Here is a 19,185-nt window from a genome sequence, read left to right on the forward strand (position 1 = left end):
AAAAGCAGATTTAAATGGGAACTCATCATTATAATTTAAGTGAACAATTTGAGTTTACAGGGAAAGTAAAAACGCTGAGCATTATCGGTATCGTAATTGGTATTGGAGCAATTGCTTACGGTTTTATGAGCGACGCTCACGAGCGTACATTCGCTAACCTGTTACTAATGGCATATTACTTTGCATGTGTATGTATGTCTGGGGCTTTCTTTTTAGCCGTTCAATATGTAGCTCAGGCAGGTTGGTCTGCATCTATTTTACGTGTACCTCAAGCAATGGCAAAAGTTTTGCCTTTAGCTGTGATTATCTTATTGGTTGTTGTAGGCTTAGGTTTATATACACACAACTTGTATCACCATTGGAATGCACCAGGTATTACTGATCCTAATTCTGCTAACTATGATAAGTTGATTGATGGTAAATCGGCATTCTTAAATGTGCCTTTTTTCATGGCAAGACAGGTTATCTTTTTAGGAGTATATAGCATCTTTGCTGTGCTTTTAGCAAAATGGTCTAACAACGAAGATTTAGAGGGTGGATTAAATTCATACCGTAAAAGCTTTAAATACTCATGTATATTTTTAGTAATTTATGGTTTTACTACACCAATATTTGCTTTTGATACCATCATGTCGTTAGAAGCGCATTGGTTCTCAACTATGTTTGGTTGGTACAACTTCGCTGCAATGTGGGTAAGTAGTTTAGCTACCATTGCTGTAATTATTATCTTATTAAAGAAAGCTGGTTATATGAGCTGGGTTAACAATAGCCACTTACATAACTTAGGTCAGTTTATCTTTGGTTTCTCTATTTTCTGGACTTATGTATGGTTTGCTCAATTCTTATTGATTTACTATGCAAACATGTCTGAGGAAACTGTATACTTCTACAAACGATTTAATAACTATGAAGCTTGGTTCTACATCAATTTAATATTGAATTTCCTTTCTCCTTTATTATTATTAATGGATCGTGATAACAAGAGAAGTGAAAATATATTATTAGCTGTATCGATTGTGGTTCTTTGTGGACACTGGGTAGATTACTATCAAATGATTATGCCAGGTGTATTTGAATTTGGACCTAAGGTAGTTGATGGAAAGCCAGGTAGCGGATTTGGAATTATAGAAATAGGAACAGCATTAGGTTTCTTAGGCTTATTTACATTCACAGTGTTAAGTTCACTAAGTAAAAAAGCATTAATCCCTAAAAACCATCCGTTTTTACAAGAAAGTTTAAACCATCATCTATAATAGATTAGGTTTAGGAGTATATAAATTAATATTATAAAAGTACAGCGTACTACTTTTAAGAAAATGAGTTTAAAAAAATTAATAAGTAATAAAACAATGGCGGCTTTAGCAGTAATTTTTACTGCGTTTGCAAGCACCAATGCTTTTGCCCAAGAAGCAGCCGCAGCCGCTACAGCAAAACCTGTAGATATGGGTCCGATTTATAAATCGACATTATTCTATGTATTGCTATTCTTGCTATTGTGCTTATTCATTGCCATAGTTGGTAAAGCAATGAAGGTTTATGAATTAACTCGCGAGAGTGAAGGTAAATCTGAAGGAATTAACTGGGATTTAGTGAATGGGGTTATATTCGTCGTATTCCTACTTGTAGGTTTGTACGGTGTGTATTGGGAATATACGGTTCATGGAAATATGATTTTACCTGAAGCTGCATCTGAGCATGGTAAAAAAATTGATGAAATGTTTAATATTACGCTAATATTAACCACCATCGTATTTATAGCTACGCATATTGTTTTATTTACGTTTGCCTATATCTATAGACATCAAAAAGATAAGAAAGCATATTACTATCCACATAATAATGTTTTAGAGCGTGTTTGGACTGTTATTCCTGCGTTTGTATTAACTATTTTGGTATTGATGGGCTTTATTACTTGGAGATCGATTTTTTATAAGATTGAAGATCCTAAAAATAAGCCATTGAGCATTGAAGTAACTTCTTCTCAATTCCAATGGGATGTTCGTTATCCAGGAGCAGATGGTATTGTTGGTTTAAAGAACTATAAATTAATTACCTCTATTAATAATTTGGGTATCGATTTTAACGATAAAAACAACTTAGATGATCAAGTTGCTGATGAAATTGTACTTCCAGTAAACAAACCAGTTCGTTTTATTTTAACAAGTAAAGACGTTATACATAGTTTTTATATGCCTCACTTTAGAGTTCAATTAAATACTGTACCTGGTATGACTTCTTATTTCGAATTTACGCCTACTATTACTACAGCTGAAATGAAGGCTAAAACGAACGATCCTAATTTTAACTATTTATTGCTTTGCGCAAAAATTTGTGGTACTAACCACTATAACATGCAAAAACCAGTTAGAGTTGTTTCGCAAAAAGAATATGAGGAATGGGTGGTTAAACAAGCAACTTATTTAACTAACGATTTGAGAAAGACTTTCAAATTACCTTTACTTGCTGATCCGGCTGAAAAACCTGCCGCAGCTGATTCAACAGCAAAAGATACGACTGCAAAAACAAATCAATTAGCTTTAAAAAAATAATAATACTGGAGAGCCCTTATTATGTCAACTATATCACTACAAGATACACACCACCACGATAATCATGATGATCACGGTCATGAGCATCACCAAGATACGTTCTTAACTAAATACGTATTTAGTCAGGATCATAAAATGATTGCCAAACAGTTTCTAATAACTGGTATTATTATGGCTGTTATTGCTATGGGTTTGTCTATTTTATTTAGATTACAATTAGCATGGCCAGATAAAAGCTTCCCAATTTTAGAAACATTTTTAGGTAAATGGGCTGAAGGTGGTAGAATTAGACCAGACTTTTACTTGGCGCTAGTTACTATACATGGTACCATTATGGTATTCTTTGTGTTAACAGCAGGGTTAAGTGGAACTTTTAGTAACTTATTAATCCCATTACAAGTGGGTGCTAGAGATATGGCATCGCCATTCTTGAATATGCTTTCTTATTGGTTTTTCTTTACTGCTTGTGTAATCATGATGGGATCATTCTTTATACAAACAGGTCCTGCAAGTGCTGGTTGGACAGTATATCCGCCATTATCGGCTATACCAAAAGCAATACCAGGGTCTGGATTGGGTATGACCATGTGGTTAATTAGTATGGTGCTTTTCGTAGCTTCATCGCTAATGGGTGGTATTAACTATGTAAGTACAATCTTAAACATGCGTACTAAAGGGATGGATCTTTGGAAAATGCCTTTAACAATTTGGGCGTTTTTCTTAACAGCTATCTTGGGTATTTTATCATTCCCTGTATTAGTAGCAGGTGTTGTATTATTGGTATTTGACCGTAGTTTTGGTACAAGTTTCTACCTATCAGATATTGTTTTCGGTACACAAATTTTACCTAACGAAGGGGGCTCGCCAATTTTATGGCAACACTTATTTTGGTTCTTAGGTCACCCAGAGGTGTATATTGTAATTATGCCAGCAATGGGTATCTCATCAGAAATTATTTCTGTAAACTCGAGAAAACCAATTTTTGGTTATCATGCAATGATTTATTCATTAATTGGTATTACTGTATTATCATTTATCGTTTGGGGTCACCATATGTTCGTAACTGGTATGAATCCTTTACTAGGTGGTGTATTTATGATCACTACTTTGATTATTGCGGTACCATCAGCAGTAAAAACATTTAACTGGTTGGCTACCTTATGGAGAGGTAATATTAGATTTACACCAGCGATGTTATTTGCTATTGGTATGGTTTCATTCTTTATCTCTGGTGGTTTAACTGGTATTTGGTTGGGTAATGCAGCATTAGATATTAACTTACACGATACCTATTTCGTAGTAGCTCACTTCCACTTGGTAATGGGTTCTGCAGCGATATTTGGTATGCTTGCAGGTGTTTATCACTGGTTCCCAAGAATGTTCGGTCGTTTAATGGACAAAAAATTAGGTTATTTACACTTCTGGATTACATTCACTTGTGCTTATTTAGTATTCTTCCCATTACACTTTTTAGGATTAGATGGAGTACCGCGTCGTTATTACGCATTTACTGAATTTGCTTTCATGGAGAAATGGTTAACTGTGAATGTATTGGTAACTTGGTCGGCTATTATAGCTGGTTTAGCTCAAGTAGCATTCTTATTTAACTTCTTTTATTCGATATTTAAAGGTAAAAAATCATCACAAAACCCTTGGGGTGCAAATACATTAGAATGGACTGCCCCAGTTGAGCGCTTACATGGTAACTGGCCAGGAGAAATTCCAACAGTATATCGTTGGCCATATGACTATAGTAAGCCAGGTGCGGAAGAAGACTTTATTCCTCAAACTGTTCCTTTCTCTCAAACTATGAGCTCTAACTTGCCACATGATTTTGAAGGAAACACTGAAGCTGAAAAAATTCAGGCGGAATGGGAGTTAAATAACAAACCCGCTAAAGACACAGAATAGCAGGTATTATTCTGTATAATAATATAGATAAGGTATCTGCTGAAGTAATTTAACTTGCAACAGATGCCTTTTTTTAATCTATCACACATCAATGATTGCTAAATCTGAAAATAGATTTATTAGATTAAACTTTATTAGTATTGTGGTAACACTACTAGTTATTTTGGCTGGTGGAATTGTTCGCAGCACTGGCTCTGGTATGGGCTGTCCTGATTGGCCAAAATGCTTTGATCAATATATACCACCAACTTCGGTATCACAATTACCAGCTAATTATAAAGAAAAATATGTAGCACAACGTTTAGCAAAAAACGAACGTTTTGCTAAAACGCTAGAAAAAATAGGTAAAGCAGATTTAGCGGATAGTATTAGACATGATACTTCTATTGCCCAACCCGAAGCATTTAATGTGGCGAATACTTGGACAGAGTATGCCAATAGATTAGTAGGTGTGGTAGCAGGCTTTTGCCTTATTCTATTGGTAATTTATTCTTTCTCTTTTAAAAAATCAGCTAAAAGAATAATCGTATTAAGTATTTTAAATTTATTACTGATTGGTTTTCAAGGATGGTTGGGTGCAATTGTAGTATCCACTAATTTAACACAGTGGGTAGTAACAGCACATATGTTAATTGCATTAGTAATTTTGGGTATTTTAATTTATACCTACAATTATGCTAAAATGTTGCATAAAGATCGTAGCGTAATTATGTATCGCATTTTATGGTTAAAGGGATTTTTGGCCTTTACAATTATCGTTACCATTATACAAATCATTTTAGGTACAGAGGTGCGTGAGAGTATAGATGCAGTAGCCAAATCATTGCAATTTAATGGACGAAATACATGGGTTGGTAGAGTGGGTTCAATATTTTCATACCATAGAGATTTAGCAATTTTAGTGACGGTATGTAATTTTATCGTATACAAAATGGTGATTGATCGTTTTAGTGGAAAAGGTTGGCCTTTATTAACTGCTAATTATATCATGATTACCTTAGTGGTGCAAATTGCTTCAGGTTTCTTATTGTCCTATTTGTCGTTACCACCATACGCACAAGCCATACATATTTTATTTGCTACAGTATTATTTAGCCTACAATATTATTTATATCTATTAGTTTACCGTACAGCTACTTATAAACCCAATTAAATTGAAACAGTTTTTTTCAGATTTCTCAAAATTAATCAAGTTCAGACTTACCTTTTTGGTAGTGTTTTCTGCTTCGGTTACATTTTTGATTGGGTCTAAAATTCAGATTGACAGAAATATTGCAGAAGGAATTAACTGGACAAATTGGTTAATTCTTATTGTAGGTGGATTTTTGGTTACTGCTTCGGCAAATTGTTTCAATGAGATTATTGAAAAGGATTTGGATAAGTTGATGAGTAGAACCAAAGATAGACCAATGCCAGCAGGTAGAATGACTACAGGACAAGGATTGGTACTAGGTTTAATTATGGGGATGGCAGGTACCTCACTATTGGTGAAATTAAATCCTGAAACCGGTTTGCTTTCTGTTTTCTCTATATTGTTGTACGCTTTTGCTTATACGCCTTTAAAACGTAAATCGCCAATTGCTGTATTTGTAGGCGCAATTCCAGGAGCCTTGCCACCACTAATCGGATATATTGCTGCTATCGGTGGACAATCAGAGATTGGGTATGTTCCTGTGGATTATCAGATTGCATTAATTCTATTTCTAATTCAATTTGTATGGCAATTCCCTCATTTTTGGTCTATTGCATGGGTATTGGATGATGATTATAAAAAGGCTGGTTTTAGATTATTGCCAACCAAAAAACGAGATAAAACAAGTGCTGTATTTACCTTTGTAAGTACATTGATTTTAATACCTGTAAGTTTATTGCCAACCATTTATGGCTTTGGTGGTTATTACATTGCTGGTGTTTCTATAGTTGCTGGGCTTGTTTTTAGCTACTTTGCTTATCAGATGATGGTAAAAATGGATTTGCCTAGTGCAAGAAAGGTGATGTTCTGTTCTTTTATTTACATCCCGTTAGTACAAGTGGTTTTATTATTTAATTTAATAGTTTAACAATATTAAAATGGTGCATACTTTGCAACAACAAGAATTTAAGTTTGATGCCAAACCCAAAAAGTTTGTGGTATGGTTATTTGTGGTTTCGTCTACCATTATGTTTGGTGGATGGACAAGTTATTACATTGTATTTGCAGCGTCTAAAGGTAAGGGTCATGGGTTAGTATTGCCAGATGCCTTTATGTACAGTACTGCAGTATTAGTAGTTAGCAGTGTTACACTTTTCTTAGCCTCGAGAGCTTTAAGAAATGGGAATAAAAAATCACAGCAATTATTTTTATGGATCACCTTTGCATTGGGGTTAATTTTTGCCTATTTGCAATTTCAGGGTTGGACAGGATTATATCGTAGTGGAGCTGTCTTAATTAACAATAATGCAGCTATTTCCCTAATATATGTTGTATCAGGGTTCCACTTATTACACATTTTTGCAGGTATTTGCTTTATCTTAAATACGCTAATTGGTTCTTATAAAGAGATTCCAACTGAGAAAGCGGTTTATCGTCAAGAAATTACCTCTATTTTTTGGCATTTTATAGATATATTATGGATATATCTGTATGTTTTTTTACTTTTGAACAGTTAGATTTTTTAACAAACTATTATACTATTACTAAATGGATTCATTATCGAAATTAGACCAAGTTAAAACCACTCCATGGGCTGGCGGACATTCTCCCTGGAACGTAGAATATGGTAAAATAATGATGTGGTTTTTCTTATTATCAGATGCCTTTACTTTCTCATCATTATTGGTTTATTATGGTGCACAACGTTTTACTAAATTCACTTGGCCAGCACCAGACAAGGTTTTTCAATCTATACCAGGTATAACAGATAGTGGTGCTCCACTAGTATTTGTGGGTATTATGACTTTTATTTTGATTATGAGTTCGGTAACTATGGTACTAGCGGTAGAAGCTGGTCATCGCCGTGCTAAAAAAGAAGTAATTGGTTGGATGATTGCTACCATTATAGGTGGTTTCATGTTCTTAGGCTGTCAGGCTATTGAATGGACACACTTACATCATGAAGGTTTCTGGTGGGGAACAATTCCATCTGCTGAAGAACTAACTCATTTCTTTAATGGGCCTGTTTCTACCGTTGCAGCACAACAATTTGCAAACTTATTCTTTACCATTACTGGTTTCCACGGTTTCCACGTATTTAGTGGTGTGGTGATCAATATCATCATTTTATGTATGACAATTAACGGTACTTTCGAGAAACGTGGTCATTATTTAATGGTTGAAAAAGTAGGTTTATATTGGCACTTTGTAGATTTAGTTTGGGTGTTTGTATTTACATTCTTCTATCTAGTTTAATTATTCTTTAAAAAAAATATTATGTCAGAACAACACATACATACTACAGATGAGCATGCACACGGTGAGCATGAAGGAATGACGAAGAAAAAAATCTGGAAGGTTTTCGGTATTTTATTGATGATTACAGTGATTGAGTTTATCATCGCTTTATGGGCAATTCCTCAGGGTCATCTTACACAACACACAGGTAATTATATTTATATCGTTTTAACATTGCTTAAAGCATTTTATATTGTTGCTTATTTTATGCACTTAAAGTTCGAAAAATTAGGATTACAATTGGCGCTTTCAGTTTCTTTTGTATTCATTATTTATTTCATAACATTAATGCTAATTGAAGGTGGTTACCTTCATATTCACATGCCAAAGGTTTAATGTAACTCGAAATGGATAAAGATTATTTATTCATTAAAGGCTCCATCCGACTATTGAAAGAAAAAAACTAACGGATGAAATATAATCCAATAAAAAAAATATTAATCCTGGTCACCATATTAGCGGTACCAGGATTTTTATATTATTTACTTCAAGAAAAGGGTAAAAACAGATATAAACCCTTAGCTATATACGGCGCAAAACAAGTCGCTTCAACTTTTCATTCGGTAAGAGGAAAACAGATACCAGATACCATTTACCATACGATAGAAAATTTTAAGTTAGTTAACCAGAAAGGTGATTCAGTAAGTTGGAAAAATTACGAAGGTAAAATTATCCTTGCTCATCTTTTTTATACTAATGGCGGGAATTATGGAATTGATGTTGCCAATACCGCTTTAAAAACCCTCAATAAAGAGTACACGAAGAATACCATGGTTCATTTTGTTGGTTTAACTATGGATGCTGAGCATGACCAACCTTTTGTTTTGGCCGATTATGCGAAAAAGCTAAATGCGAAAGCTAGTAAGTGGGATTTATTAACGGGAGACAGCACAACCATACATCGCTTTATTAAAAACGGATTATTATTGGATGCATTGAAAGTAACTGAAAACGGGCAAACTAAATTTACCTTTAGCAATATGTTTGTATTGTTAGATCCACAGCATAGAATAAGAGGATATTACGAAGCTACAAATCAAGAAGCATTATCAAAACTAGACGATGAAATTAAAGTATTGATTGCTGAAGAGTTAAGAAGTATGGACGATGGTAGATAGTCAAAATAAAAAGCATTTGACTAAACAAACAAGAAATAAAATGAATACATCAGTAGAACAAAAATATAATAAATGGATAATTGTATTATCTGTTGCGATACCACTAGTTGTTGCCTTGCTTTTTGGGGTTAATTTGAGAAAGCTTGGTTACGATGTACAACCACTTTCTTTTTTGCCACCAATTTATGCTACCATTAATGGGATAACGGCTGTTGTGTTGGTTATTGCAGTTTGGGCAATTAAGAATGGTAAGAGAAAATTACACGAAAATTTAATGAAGTTTGCGATTTGTCTTTCTGTTCTGTTTTTAGGCATGTACGTTGCCTACCACATGACCTCGGATTCTACTAAATTTGGCGGTGAAGGCGCTATCAAATATATCTACTATTTTATTTTAATTACGCATATCTGTTTATCGGTAATTATTATTCCTTTTGTATTAGTGACGTATGTGAGAGCCTTAGCCCAACGTTTTGATAGACATAAAAAGATTGCAAAAATCACGTTTCCAATGTGGTTATATGTAGCGGTAACAGGAGTAATTGTATATCTCATGATATCGCCATATTATAATTTTTAAAACAATTTAACGTTAGAATAGGTATATTTGTCAGATGAAAAAAGGTATAGTTTTTCTATTTATTATCCTATTGAGTTTTTCGTTTAGCCCAGCAGTTAAGGCGCAATGTTCTATGTGTACCATAAATGCAGAGCAAGGCACTAAAAATGGAAATACGCAAGGAAAGGGGCTAAACTCTGGTATTATTTATCTTTTAGCAATTCCTTATCTTTTAATGACAGGGATTGGAGTGCTATGGTATAGAAATTATCGTAAGAAGATGATATCTACACCTCTTAATCACTAATTTCTTTCATTAGGTCTTTTCTTACCATGGGTCATTCTTTACAGAAAACGCCTAAACTCTATGCAATCCTAACAGGAAAATGTCCTCATTGCAGAAGGGGAGCAATATTTACTGGAAGTATGTATGGTTTCAATGTTCAGCGTACTAACTATAAATGTGCACATTGCGGACAAAGATTTGAAATAGAACCGGGTTACTTTTACGCAGCCATGTATGTAAGTTATGCAATGAATATGGCTGAAATGATTAGTATGGGCTTTTTAACCTATTACTTATCTAACGGCAAATTGGATTTCGATTCTGTATGGTTATATGTAGGTGTCATTTTCCTTGGATCACTTTTTTTATCTCCCCTAAATTATCGATATTCACGTATAATTTTACTGCATTTACTATCGCCTAAAATTAAATACAATGCTAATTTTGATAAGTCATGATTAAACCTAAAACCTTATCTTTTTTAACTGAACTTAGTGAGAATAACAATCGTGAATGGTTTGCAGAAAACAAGTATCTGTATGAAGAAGCAAAAGCAGATTTATTCCCTTTCATCGCGAAGTTGATTAAAGAACTTGCAGCAATCGACCCTCAGTTTTCTGCAGATACAGAGCCTAAAAAAGCTTTGATGCGCATTTACCGCGATGTACGATTTAGTAAGAACAAAGATCCTTATAAAAAGAATTACGGTATTGCATTTGATGTAAAAGGGTATGGCCCAAATACAGCAGCTTATTATCTCCATTTGCAACCTGGCAATTGTTTTTTTGGTGTAGGTTTTTGGCAGCCAGAGTCTTCGGTATTAAAAATGATTAGAGAAGAAATTGATTATAATACTTCTGAATTTTTAGACGTTATTAACGCAAAAGAATTTAAAAATATATACAAACTTAGCCAAGAAGATAAACTGAAAAAAGCACCAAAGGGATATGAAATCACACATCCTGAAATTGAATTATTAAAGCTGAAAAGTTTTATCGCAATTTATTCAATACCAGATGCAGAGTTTTTTAAGCCAACAATCGTGGATAAGTTAATAACTGCTTTTAAAACTATTCAACCATTTGTTCTATTTTTGAGAAAAGCCACTACTGCATAATTACAGTTAGTGGTTTATAAATACTATAAACACACAAATTCGCATAATGAAAAACACTTTTCTAGCAATAGCTCTCTTTTTAATCGTTTCAACTATTAGTTCTTGCGTAATATTATCGCCTAAAAAGTATAAAACTTTATTGGCAAAACAAGATTCGTTAAATACAGGTTGGACAGAATCTCAACTTAAAAATGAAAGTTTAGAACAATTAATTGCTCGTTTAAAAACAGATACTACAAACTTAAGTGGCCAGTTAAATGACTTAAAATCTCAGTATGCAGAAATGGATGCTAATTACAATAAATTACGTAACAATAGCTCTTCAGAGATTAATAAGCTTTCTGCTGATTTACAGAAACGTGAACAACGTTTAAAGGAGGTAGAAGAAGTGTTGCGCAAACGCGATGAGGCAACGAACCAATTGAAGGCAAAATTACAGACGGCTTTATTAGGTTTCACCAAAAATGGATTAACTGTTGAGATTAAAAATGGTAAGGTATATGTTTCATTAACTGATAAATTATTATTCCCTTCTGGTAGTATTATTATTGATGAAAAAGGTAAACAAGCATTAACGCAGTTGGCTTCGGTACTTAAACAGCAGCCTGAAATTAATATTGCTGTAGAAGGTCATACTGATTCTCAAAAAATCACTAATCTTGGTCAGATAAAAGATAATTGGGATTTAAGTGTGCTTAGATCTACGTCGGTTGTTCGATTTTTAACGGATGAGCAAAAAGTGGAAAGTGTAAGAATGACAGCCACTGGTAAGGGAGAGTTCCAGCCCTTAAGTTCAAATACCACCGCAGAAGGTCGAAGCAAAAATCGTAGGATAGAAATTGTATTGTCACCTAAATTAGATGAATTGTACGATTTGATAAAACAATAATTTATCATTTAGAATGTAGTGAAGAATTTAATTCTTCACTACATAATGTATAAGATTAAAACGGACTTTCAAGAGATTTAAAGTCACTAAGAATTAAGTCCTTATCAGATAATAGAAATTCGTTGGCATTCACATGTTCGCTCCAATTTATATTTAAAGTTGGGTCGTTCCATATTACGCCAATTTCAGAATTTTTATCGTAATAATTAGTTACTTTATAAGTGAAAATGGTATTATCTTCTAATGTAAGAAAACCATGTAAAAAACCTGGCGGAACCCACAATTGCTTATGGTTTTCACCGCTTAATTCAATTGCGAAATGTTCGCCGTAGGTAGATGAATTTTTACGAATATCAACCGCAACATCTAATACACTTCCTTGAATAACACGGACTAACTTGCCTTGCGCAAAAGGAGGTGCTTGCGCATGCAAGCCTCGTAAAGTTCCTTTTTGAGAAAAAGACTGATTGTCCTGTACAAATACTGCATTTATATCTGCTTCAGAAAATAATTTTGCGCTATAGCTTTCGTAAAAATAACCACGTGGATCTTTCCAGATTTTGGGTTCAATAACAAAAAGGTCTTTTATGGGAGTTTCTATAATATTCATATTAGGCTACAAATTCCATTAATGTGCGAAAAGCAACAAATCTATTCTCGAATTTACGTTGTAAGTCTGCTTGTAAAGCTGGAGCATAATTTTGTTGGTAATCTGCGTAATCTTCTGCTGTTTCTGCAACATATTGTGTGCAATACGTTTTACCTTCATTTGGTGAATCTAGCACTTTCAATAAACGATTGGAAACAAATTTTCCAGTTGCCATTACTTCTGGAATATGGATTTCTAACATCCATTGCAACCACTCTTCTGCAGCTGCCTCTTCTATAATTACGGTTACATTGTATAATAACATAGTACAAATATATAATTAAGTGCCTACATTATCACCACGGATATTTCTAAAACGTTTCCTGGCCTCTGCATTAAACATACTTCCAGGATAATCATTCATTAATTGCTGGTATAATTTTTTTGCCTCCTCTGGATTATTGAGTTTCTTTTCTAAAATATCGGCCAATGTAAATAAAGCATCGTCAATCCAAATGCTACTGGTTTGGGTTGTAATTAATTCTTTCAATGTTATAACCGCTTTATTTATCTCATTAGTTTTTACATAAATTTTAGCTTTCGCCATTAAGATATCATCCATTAAACTATTATTTGGATATGAGATATCAATGCTATCTAATTTGCTCAAAGCTTGATCTGATAGGTTCATGAATTGAAGCATTTCTGCATCAGCATACATTTTGAGTGCTAAACTGTCATTCTTACTTTGTAGATTGTCTGATAATAATAGACTTAAATTTAAAGCATCATTTGCAATTAGTTGTGTAGTAGACGCTTTTAAAACATCAGCTTGAGATTTAGCATAGTCAAAATCACCAACATAAAAATTAACTCTAGCAGAGCGATAACGAGCTTCATTTCCAATTGGCTGATTCTCGAATTGTTTAGCCACTTGTTCATATACTAAAATGGCTTCCCAAGGTTGTTTGGTTAAAATATAAATATCACCTAAATCTATTTTTATCTGACCAATATCTGCATTAGAGATCCCTTTTACTTGTAGTCCTTCTTCTAAAGTTGCTTCTGCTTTCTTTAAGTCGTTAAGATAATAAGCTTGCAAATAAGCCAATTTTTTTAATGCAAAAAGAGTTTGTGGGGTTTTACCATATTTCGTTAAAATTTCCTGGTATTCAGTTGCTAAAACTTGGATTGCTTGTCTATCAATTTTTCCAGCAACTGCCAGTTCATACTTCGCATTAATTAATTCAATTTTAGCTGGGATATATAATTCATTCTCTGGCCCTTTGGTTAAAATATATTCATAAGCTTTTATAGCAGTCGAAAAAGCTTTGTTAGCAGTAAAAGTATCTGCCGAATTAAACAATAACAATCCATCTCCTTTTGTGCGTTTATCTTGCGCAATTAATTGCCTCAGCGCCATTTCATAATCCTGTTGCTGTATGTATTGCCATGTGAGCAACTCGGTGTAAACCTCTGTTTGCGGATCTTTTTGTATTTTTTTGAGTAGTGCAGTTTGCAGTAATTGATAATCTATATTATCTTCAAATACAGATGATAGCACATTTTCTGCTTGGGATAATAACTGCGGATTGCTTGGTAGAGCATTTAGATATTCCTCGATTAACATTTTTTTATCTTTCTTAAAGCGATAAATACTAAGCAAATCATATACAAATAGTTGTTGGTCACCAAATGATTTCCTGCCTTGTAAAAGAGCTAGAATTGCCATGTCATAGGCTTCAAACCGATAGAAACTATTAGCTAATTCTCTAAATTTATATTCGTCTTTTGGCGTGTTGTTTATGGCATCAAGAAATGATTTATTTGCTTCCGCAATACGCCCATTTTCTTGGTAAACTCTACCTAAAGCAATCGCATATTGTGTTTTTGTAGGGTTTTGTTTAATCAGTTTTTTAAGAAGATTTTCTGCTTCATTGTATTTTTTTATTTTAATGAGAGATGTAAAATAAAGCTCAAAATAGCTGTCGTTTTTCGTAGCATTGAACAACTTCTCAAGTAAAACTGCAGCTTTCTCATACTCTGCTTGCTGATAATATTGATATGCCAAAGCTTCATCTACATTATCTTGTGCATGTAGCAGTAAGGAAGAAAAGGTTAGTAAACTAAGTATGAGAAACTTCTTCATTAAAATGGATAAACGTAAGTTTAAATTTAAGCGTTAGAACGCTGGTTAGCTTAATTGCTAAAATAACGAAAATTGTTAAAGCGTATTCTAAATGTTACTCATATTTTATTTGAATAAAGTACAATGTTGCTACATTGAGACTTCGAAGGGTATTTTGAAGGATAAGTAACAATGTTACTATTTAATGCCTTTGGCGAATAGGTTGCTTATTTTTGTATTCGATTTAACTATGATGATGATCTGGAAGAGATATGTTTTGATAATGCTTGTTGCATCCTTCTTTGCCTGTAAGCAAGGAAATAAAGTTGCAATTATTCCTGTTAATGATTTTTTTAAATCGCAGGATAGAGCAACTTATCATGTTTCTCCTGATGGTAAAAGTTTGTCTTATTTAAAGTTACAAGGCAAAAAGCAAAATCTTTTTGTTGAAGATATTGCAACTGGAAAAGTTGTTCAACTAACACATTTGCGTGATAAAAACATCAACTTTTATTCTTGGGTAAGTAATAAGGAGTTAATTTATTATAAAGAAAAAGCTGGAGAACGTTTTCAGTCAGACCTCTATATTATTAATCAAGATGGCACAAATGAGCGGCTGCTAGGCAATAATGAGAAAAGTAGAATTAGAGTTTTGGAAGATCAGTTGATTGATGATAAATTTTTATTAGTGCTTTCTAATAAAAGAGATTCTACAGTTTCTGATGTTTACCGCTTAAATGTTAGGGATGGGAAAATGGAAATGGCTGCACAAAATCCGGGTAATATTACCAATTGGGTAACAGATTCTCGAGGTAAACTTCGCATGGCCGTTTCAAGTGATGGCGTAAATGAAACTGTGTTGTACCGAGAAAACGAAGAACAGAAATTTAAGCCAATCCTTACCAACAATTTTAAAACAAAGTTATTTCCCGTTGCATTTTCTGAAGATAAACCAAATATTGTTTATGCGATCTCTAATGTAAATAGAGATAAAAATGCCTTAATCGAATTAGATTGTACTACTGGAAAGGAAAAAAGTGTACTCTTTGCTAACGATACCTTAAATGTAGTTAATGCACAATATTCAAGGCAAAAGGGAAAAATGGCTTACGTTGTCTATGAAAATTGGAAGAAAGAAAAACATTATTTAGATAATGATGCAAAGGTTCTTTATCAAAAGCTAGATGAGCTATTGCCAAAAACAGAATCGAGAATAATTGACAGAGATAAAAATGAAAATGTATTTGTAGTAAGAACATTTACAGATAGAAATCCTGGTTCTTATTATTTGTATATCGTTAATACTGGGACGTTAAAAAAGTTGAGCGATATTAATTCTGCAATTAATGAAGATGAAATGTGCGAAATGAAGCCCATTAGTTATATTGCAAGGGATGGGTTAAAGATAAATGGTTATTTAACGCTACCATTAAATTCTAATGCTAAGAATTTGCCTGTTGTAGTAATGCCGCACAACGGCCCAGGTCAGCGCAATACATGGGGTTTTAACGCTGAAGTTCAATTTCTTGCTAATAGAGGTTATGCAGTTTTACAAGTAAACTATCGTGGTTCTACGGGTTATGGAAAGGACTTTTATGCTGCAGGGTTTAAACAATGGGGTGCTAAAATACAAGATGACGTTGATAATGGTGTATTATGGTTAATTAATAAAAAGATTGCTAATCCTCAAAAAATAGCAATTTATGGCAGCGGTTTTGGCGGCTATATTGCATTAAATGGCGCTATTAAAAGTCCAAAATTATATAAATGTGCAGCATCGAATTCTGGAGTGCTTAATTTATTCAGCTATTTGAAATCAATTCCACCGTATTTTAAATCGAATTTGCAGATGTTTTATGATATTTTAGGTAATCCAGATACTGATGTAGATTACATGCGCCAAGCTTCACCCGTCTTCCATGCTGATAAAATTAATATTCCTATCTTTATTACTCAAAATATTAAAGACCCTCGCATTAACTCAAGTGATGCAATACAGTTCGTTAAAGAATTAAAAAAACGCAATGTATCAGTAACTTATTTTGAAAATGACGAAACGCCTTTTCCTATGAACCGCGAAGAAAGTCGCCAAAGGGTTTACACAGCTTTGGAACAATTTTTAGAAAGTAATTTAAAGAAGAAATAATCCGCAAATCAAAAATGATTTCAGAAAAGGATAGTGGTTATCGCAAGAATTTTTCACTGATAGTAACGTTTATTGTCTTAATTTCTATCTTATTTATCCTTTCTCTTTTTTTAGCGTTTAATTTTAGTAAAAAGAACATAGAAAACGACTTTGTTTCGGCAAAAGCTAATGTGCTCGAAGAAAGTATAAAACCATACAATGATTTCTTTTTAAATAAACTACCCGAAATTTCATATTACAATGGTTATTTAGATTCGGCAACTGCTTCTAAATTTGTAGATACAGTATTATTACAATACCCTTTTGTATCTAAAGTGATATTTTACGATACGCAGGTAAGAAATGTGAAATACGAAGAAAATGGGCTTAATATTGGCGATTTTTCCATTGGAATGAAAAGTGCATATCAGTTTGGAAGTCTAGTGCCTAAAGATTCGATTAAGCTTTTTGGAGAAAATGAAGTTCGTAAAAATGTGAGCTTGGATGATTTTACAGCACTTTCTATAAAACTCATCAATTTTATTCAAAAATTAGATACAACAAAGGTTCCAAGCCAAGAGGAGCTGTTTAGTAATTTCACAAATACACGCTCTAATCACATCGATTATTTCAATATACCAAGTCATGAGTTGCTGAAAACGTATAAAAAAATGGTGAGTACTAAACTCCAATCTGATCCTGTGTATGAACAAGATATGCTTTCTTTTGAGTTAGACCCTTACAAGATTAAGATTAAAAATTCCAGACCTTTATTATATCAGAACATTAGGATTGAACCTATTACTTACGATCCTTTAGATACTTCGTCAGAATACGTTACGGGAGAAATTACTTTGGGAGGAGCATTTTCAGACTATAAACTTTATTTCATTTCCTCTAAATCTTTCGTAAAAAAAGAGATCTTCAGCTATTTTTTACCAATTGCTGCTTTATTGTTACTTGTTTATGGCGTTTTAGTATTAGTTGCTTTTTTAATTTATCGAAACTTAAATATCAATCATAAAATGTTTAAGCTACAATATGATTTCGTGACTAATTTAACACATGAATTTAAAACACCTGTAAGTGTAATTAAGATTGCTGGAAATAATATTAAAAGTGCAGCTAGTTTAACCGAACGTGAGCAGCAACTGTATGGTAAAATATTAGACGAGGAAGCTGATAAGCTGAACGGTTTGATGAATAAATTGCTAGCATTTACACAAATAGAAAATAAGGCAATTACCTTAAATCAGGATGAGATTAATATGCTCGACTTTATTGAAAGTACAATAGATGTACACCAATTAAAGCATCCGGATTTTGAATTTACCTATGAGGTTTCTGGCTTTAAAACATTTATAACAGATCCAGTTTTATTGGGTAGTTTGTTCGATAATTTAGTAGAAAATTCTTACAAATATTCTCCGTCAGATCGTAAAAAATTGCACATTAGTGCTCGATTAATAAAAGATAGAGTTGTACTTCGATTTAAAGACGCTGGGATAGGTATTCCATCATCAGAAATAAATAATATCTTTAAAAAGTTTTATCGTATTCAGAACCGATATAATCAAAATGGGAGTGTGGGTTTGGGTTTGGCTTTTTGTAAGGAACTTGTTAACTTTATGAACGGCGAAATTTCAGTGAAAAGTGTTGTAGATAAAGGAACAGAATTTAAAATTGTATTGCCTTATAATAATTAATCGTTGCAAATTTGAAACGTTGTAATATAACAACCTTAGAAAAAAAATATGTCTAAAGGAATTAAAATACTGATAGTTGAGGATGATGAAAATTTACGTTTTTTAGTAGTTCATCGCTTACAAGCAGAAGGATATCAAGTGTTAGAAAATAGCGATGGTACAACTGCTATAGAAACGATTATGGCAGAAAAGCCAGAAATTGTGCTGTTAGATTGGATGTTGCCAGGGAAAGAGGGTGCAGAAGTTTGCGAAGAGGTGCGTAAACAAGGATACGAAGGTTTGGTGATTATGATGACTGCAAAAGCACAAGATGTAGATAAAATTGATGCCTATAATTTTGGTGCTTCAGATTATGTGACCAAGCCTTTTAATATGGATGTTTTGGTAGCGATGTTAGAAAGTAAAGTTAAATTCTTACTCAACAACGATCGTTCTGAAATTCATCGTTTTGGTAACATGGAACATCATCCTAATATTCATACCTTATATCGTGATGGTAAAAAAATTGAGCTTACTATTTTAGAAAATCGAATATTATTATACTTTTTGCGTAATCCAAATAAAGTAATTAATCGTGATGAATTGATGTTAGTGGTTTGGGGTTACAACTCTGATGTGAATACCCGCACACTTGATATGCATATTGTTAGATTGCGTAAAAAAATAGAACTTAATCCAGATAATCCTCAATTATTACAAACAGTACGCGGTATAGGATATCGCTTTAATGCTGGATAACATTTGTCCTGAATTTCTTTCCAAGTCGTATCATAGGGAT

20 protein-coding genes are annotated in these 19,185 nt (G+C 33.3%); 17 read left to right on the forward strand and 3 right to left on the reverse strand.

Going from position 1 to position 19,185, the window contains the following annotated elements; all coding sequences use genetic code 11:
* The first annotated feature begins 14 nt into the window (after positions 1 to 14).
* From HQN85_RS09405 to HQN85_RS09470, 14 genes are all read left to right on the forward strand, one after another.
* On the forward strand, positions 15 to 1,253 hold the full coding sequence (locus tag HQN85_RS09405) for a quinol:cytochrome C oxidoreductase (RefSeq protein WP_173271547.1): 1,239 nt from the start codon (positions 15 to 17) through the stop codon (positions 1,251 to 1,253).
* A 63-nt stretch (positions 1,254 to 1,316) separates the two neighbouring features.
* A complete protein-coding gene (locus HQN85_RS09410; RefSeq protein WP_173271549.1) occupies positions 1,317 to 2,549 on the forward strand; it encodes a cytochrome c oxidase subunit II in 1,233 nt (410 codons plus the stop codon).
* Positions 2,550 to 2,570: 21 nt separating this feature from the next.
* The gene (locus tag HQN85_RS09415) at positions 2,571 to 4,460 is read left to right on the forward strand and encodes a cytochrome c oxidase subunit I (RefSeq protein WP_173271551.1); all 1,890 of its coding nucleotides are present in this window, start codon (positions 2,571 to 2,573) and stop codon (positions 4,458 to 4,460) included.
* A gap of 91 nt (positions 4,461 to 4,551) precedes the next feature.
* On the forward strand, positions 4,552 to 5,613 hold the full coding sequence (locus HQN85_RS09420) for a COX15/CtaA family protein (protein ID WP_173271553.1): 1,062 nt from the start codon (positions 4,552 to 4,554) through the stop codon (positions 5,611 to 5,613).
* Between the two features lies 1 nt (position 5,614).
* Complete coding sequence (gene cyoE, locus HQN85_RS09425; protein ID WP_173271555.1) at positions 5,615 to 6,520, forward strand: heme o synthase; 906 nt, start codon at positions 5,615 to 5,617, stop codon at positions 6,518 to 6,520.
* A 10-nt stretch (positions 6,521 to 6,530) separates the two neighbouring features.
* Positions 6,531 to 7,109 (forward strand): cytochrome c oxidase subunit 3, encoded by a 579-nt coding sequence (locus HQN85_RS09430; protein WP_173271557.1) that lies wholly within the window; start codon positions 6,531 to 6,533, stop codon positions 7,107 to 7,109.
* A 31-nt stretch (positions 7,110 to 7,140) separates the two neighbouring features.
* A complete protein-coding gene (locus tag HQN85_RS09435) occupies positions 7,141 to 7,848 on the forward strand; it encodes a cytochrome c oxidase subunit 3 (RefSeq protein WP_173271559.1) in 708 nt (235 codons plus the stop codon).
* 21 nt (positions 7,849 to 7,869) lie between these two features.
* Positions 7,870 to 8,226, forward strand: coding sequence for a cytochrome C oxidase subunit IV family protein (locus HQN85_RS09440; RefSeq protein WP_173271561.1), 357 nt, complete (start codon positions 7,870 to 7,872; stop codon positions 8,224 to 8,226).
* A gap of 74 nt (positions 8,227 to 8,300) precedes the next feature.
* Complete coding sequence (locus HQN85_RS09445; RefSeq protein ID WP_173271563.1) at positions 8,301 to 9,008, forward strand: SCO family protein; 708 nt, start codon at positions 8,301 to 8,303, stop codon at positions 9,006 to 9,008.
* Between the two features lie 40 nt (positions 9,009 to 9,048).
* A complete protein-coding gene (locus HQN85_RS09450) occupies positions 9,049 to 9,588 on the forward strand; it encodes a DUF420 domain-containing protein (protein WP_173271565.1) in 540 nt (179 codons plus the stop codon).
* 34 nt (positions 9,589 to 9,622) lie between these two features.
* Complete coding sequence (locus tag HQN85_RS09455; RefSeq protein ID WP_173271567.1) at positions 9,623 to 9,874, forward strand: hypothetical protein; 252 nt, start codon at positions 9,623 to 9,625, stop codon at positions 9,872 to 9,874.
* A 26-nt stretch (positions 9,875 to 9,900) separates the two neighbouring features.
* Positions 9,901 to 10,311: a DUF983 domain-containing protein gene (locus HQN85_RS09460; RefSeq protein ID WP_173271568.1), complete on the forward strand. Its 411-nt coding sequence runs from the start codon at positions 9,901 to 9,903 to the stop codon at positions 10,309 to 10,311.
* A complete protein-coding gene (locus tag HQN85_RS09465; RefSeq protein ID WP_173271569.1) occupies positions 10,308 to 10,970 on the forward strand; it encodes a DUF2461 domain-containing protein in 663 nt (220 codons plus the stop codon). Before HQN85_RS09460 ends, HQN85_RS09465 begins: the two co-directional genes overlap by 4 nt.
* A gap of 46 nt (positions 10,971 to 11,016) precedes the next feature.
* The gene (locus HQN85_RS09470) at positions 11,017 to 11,859 is read left to right on the forward strand and encodes an OmpA/MotB family protein (protein WP_173271570.1); all 843 of its coding nucleotides are present in this window, start codon (positions 11,017 to 11,019) and stop codon (positions 11,857 to 11,859) included.
* A gap of 55 nt (positions 11,860 to 11,914) precedes the next feature.
* Here HQN85_RS09470 and rfbC read toward each other — a convergent pair whose 3' ends face one another.
* The 3 genes from rfbC to HQN85_RS09485 are packed head-to-tail and all read right to left on the reverse strand — an operon-like array spanning position 11,915 to position 14,597.
* Positions 11,915 to 12,469, reverse strand: coding sequence for a dTDP-4-dehydrorhamnose 3,5-epimerase (gene rfbC / locus HQN85_RS09475; protein WP_173271571.1), 555 nt, complete (start codon positions 12,467 to 12,469; stop codon positions 11,915 to 11,917).
* A 1-nt stretch (position 12,470) separates the two neighbouring features.
* Entirely contained in the window at positions 12,471 to 12,773 is a 303-nt protein-coding gene (locus HQN85_RS09480; protein ID WP_173271572.1) for a DUF4286 family protein, read from the reverse strand.
* A 15-nt stretch (positions 12,774 to 12,788) separates the two neighbouring features.
* Entirely contained in the window at positions 12,789 to 14,597 is a 1,809-nt protein-coding gene (locus tag HQN85_RS09485) for a tetratricopeptide repeat protein (RefSeq protein WP_173271573.1), read from the reverse strand.
* 262 nt (positions 14,598 to 14,859) lie between these two features.
* Here HQN85_RS09485 and HQN85_RS09490 point away from each other — a divergent pair, with 262 nt between their 5' ends.
* The 3 genes from HQN85_RS09490 to HQN85_RS09500 are packed head-to-tail and all read left to right on the forward strand — an operon-like array spanning position 14,860 to position 19,145.
* Positions 14,860 to 16,722, forward strand: coding sequence for a S9 family peptidase (locus HQN85_RS09490; RefSeq protein WP_246249710.1), 1,863 nt, complete (start codon positions 14,860 to 14,862; stop codon positions 16,720 to 16,722).
* Between the two features lie 14 nt (positions 16,723 to 16,736).
* Complete coding sequence (locus tag HQN85_RS09495; RefSeq protein WP_173271575.1) at positions 16,737 to 18,407, forward strand: sensor histidine kinase; 1,671 nt, start codon at positions 16,737 to 16,739, stop codon at positions 18,405 to 18,407.
* 48 nt (positions 18,408 to 18,455) lie between these two features.
* Positions 18,456 to 19,145, forward strand: coding sequence for a response regulator transcription factor (locus tag HQN85_RS09500; RefSeq protein WP_173271577.1), 690 nt, complete (start codon positions 18,456 to 18,458; stop codon positions 19,143 to 19,145).
* The last annotated feature ends 40 nt before the right edge of the window (positions 19,146 to 19,185 follow it).

It is taken from the genome of Pedobacter boryungensis, assembly GCF_013204825.1.
In the GTDB taxonomy this organism is placed as follows: Bacteria; Bacteroidota; Bacteroidia; order Sphingobacteriales; family Sphingobacteriaceae; genus Pedobacter; species Pedobacter boryungensis.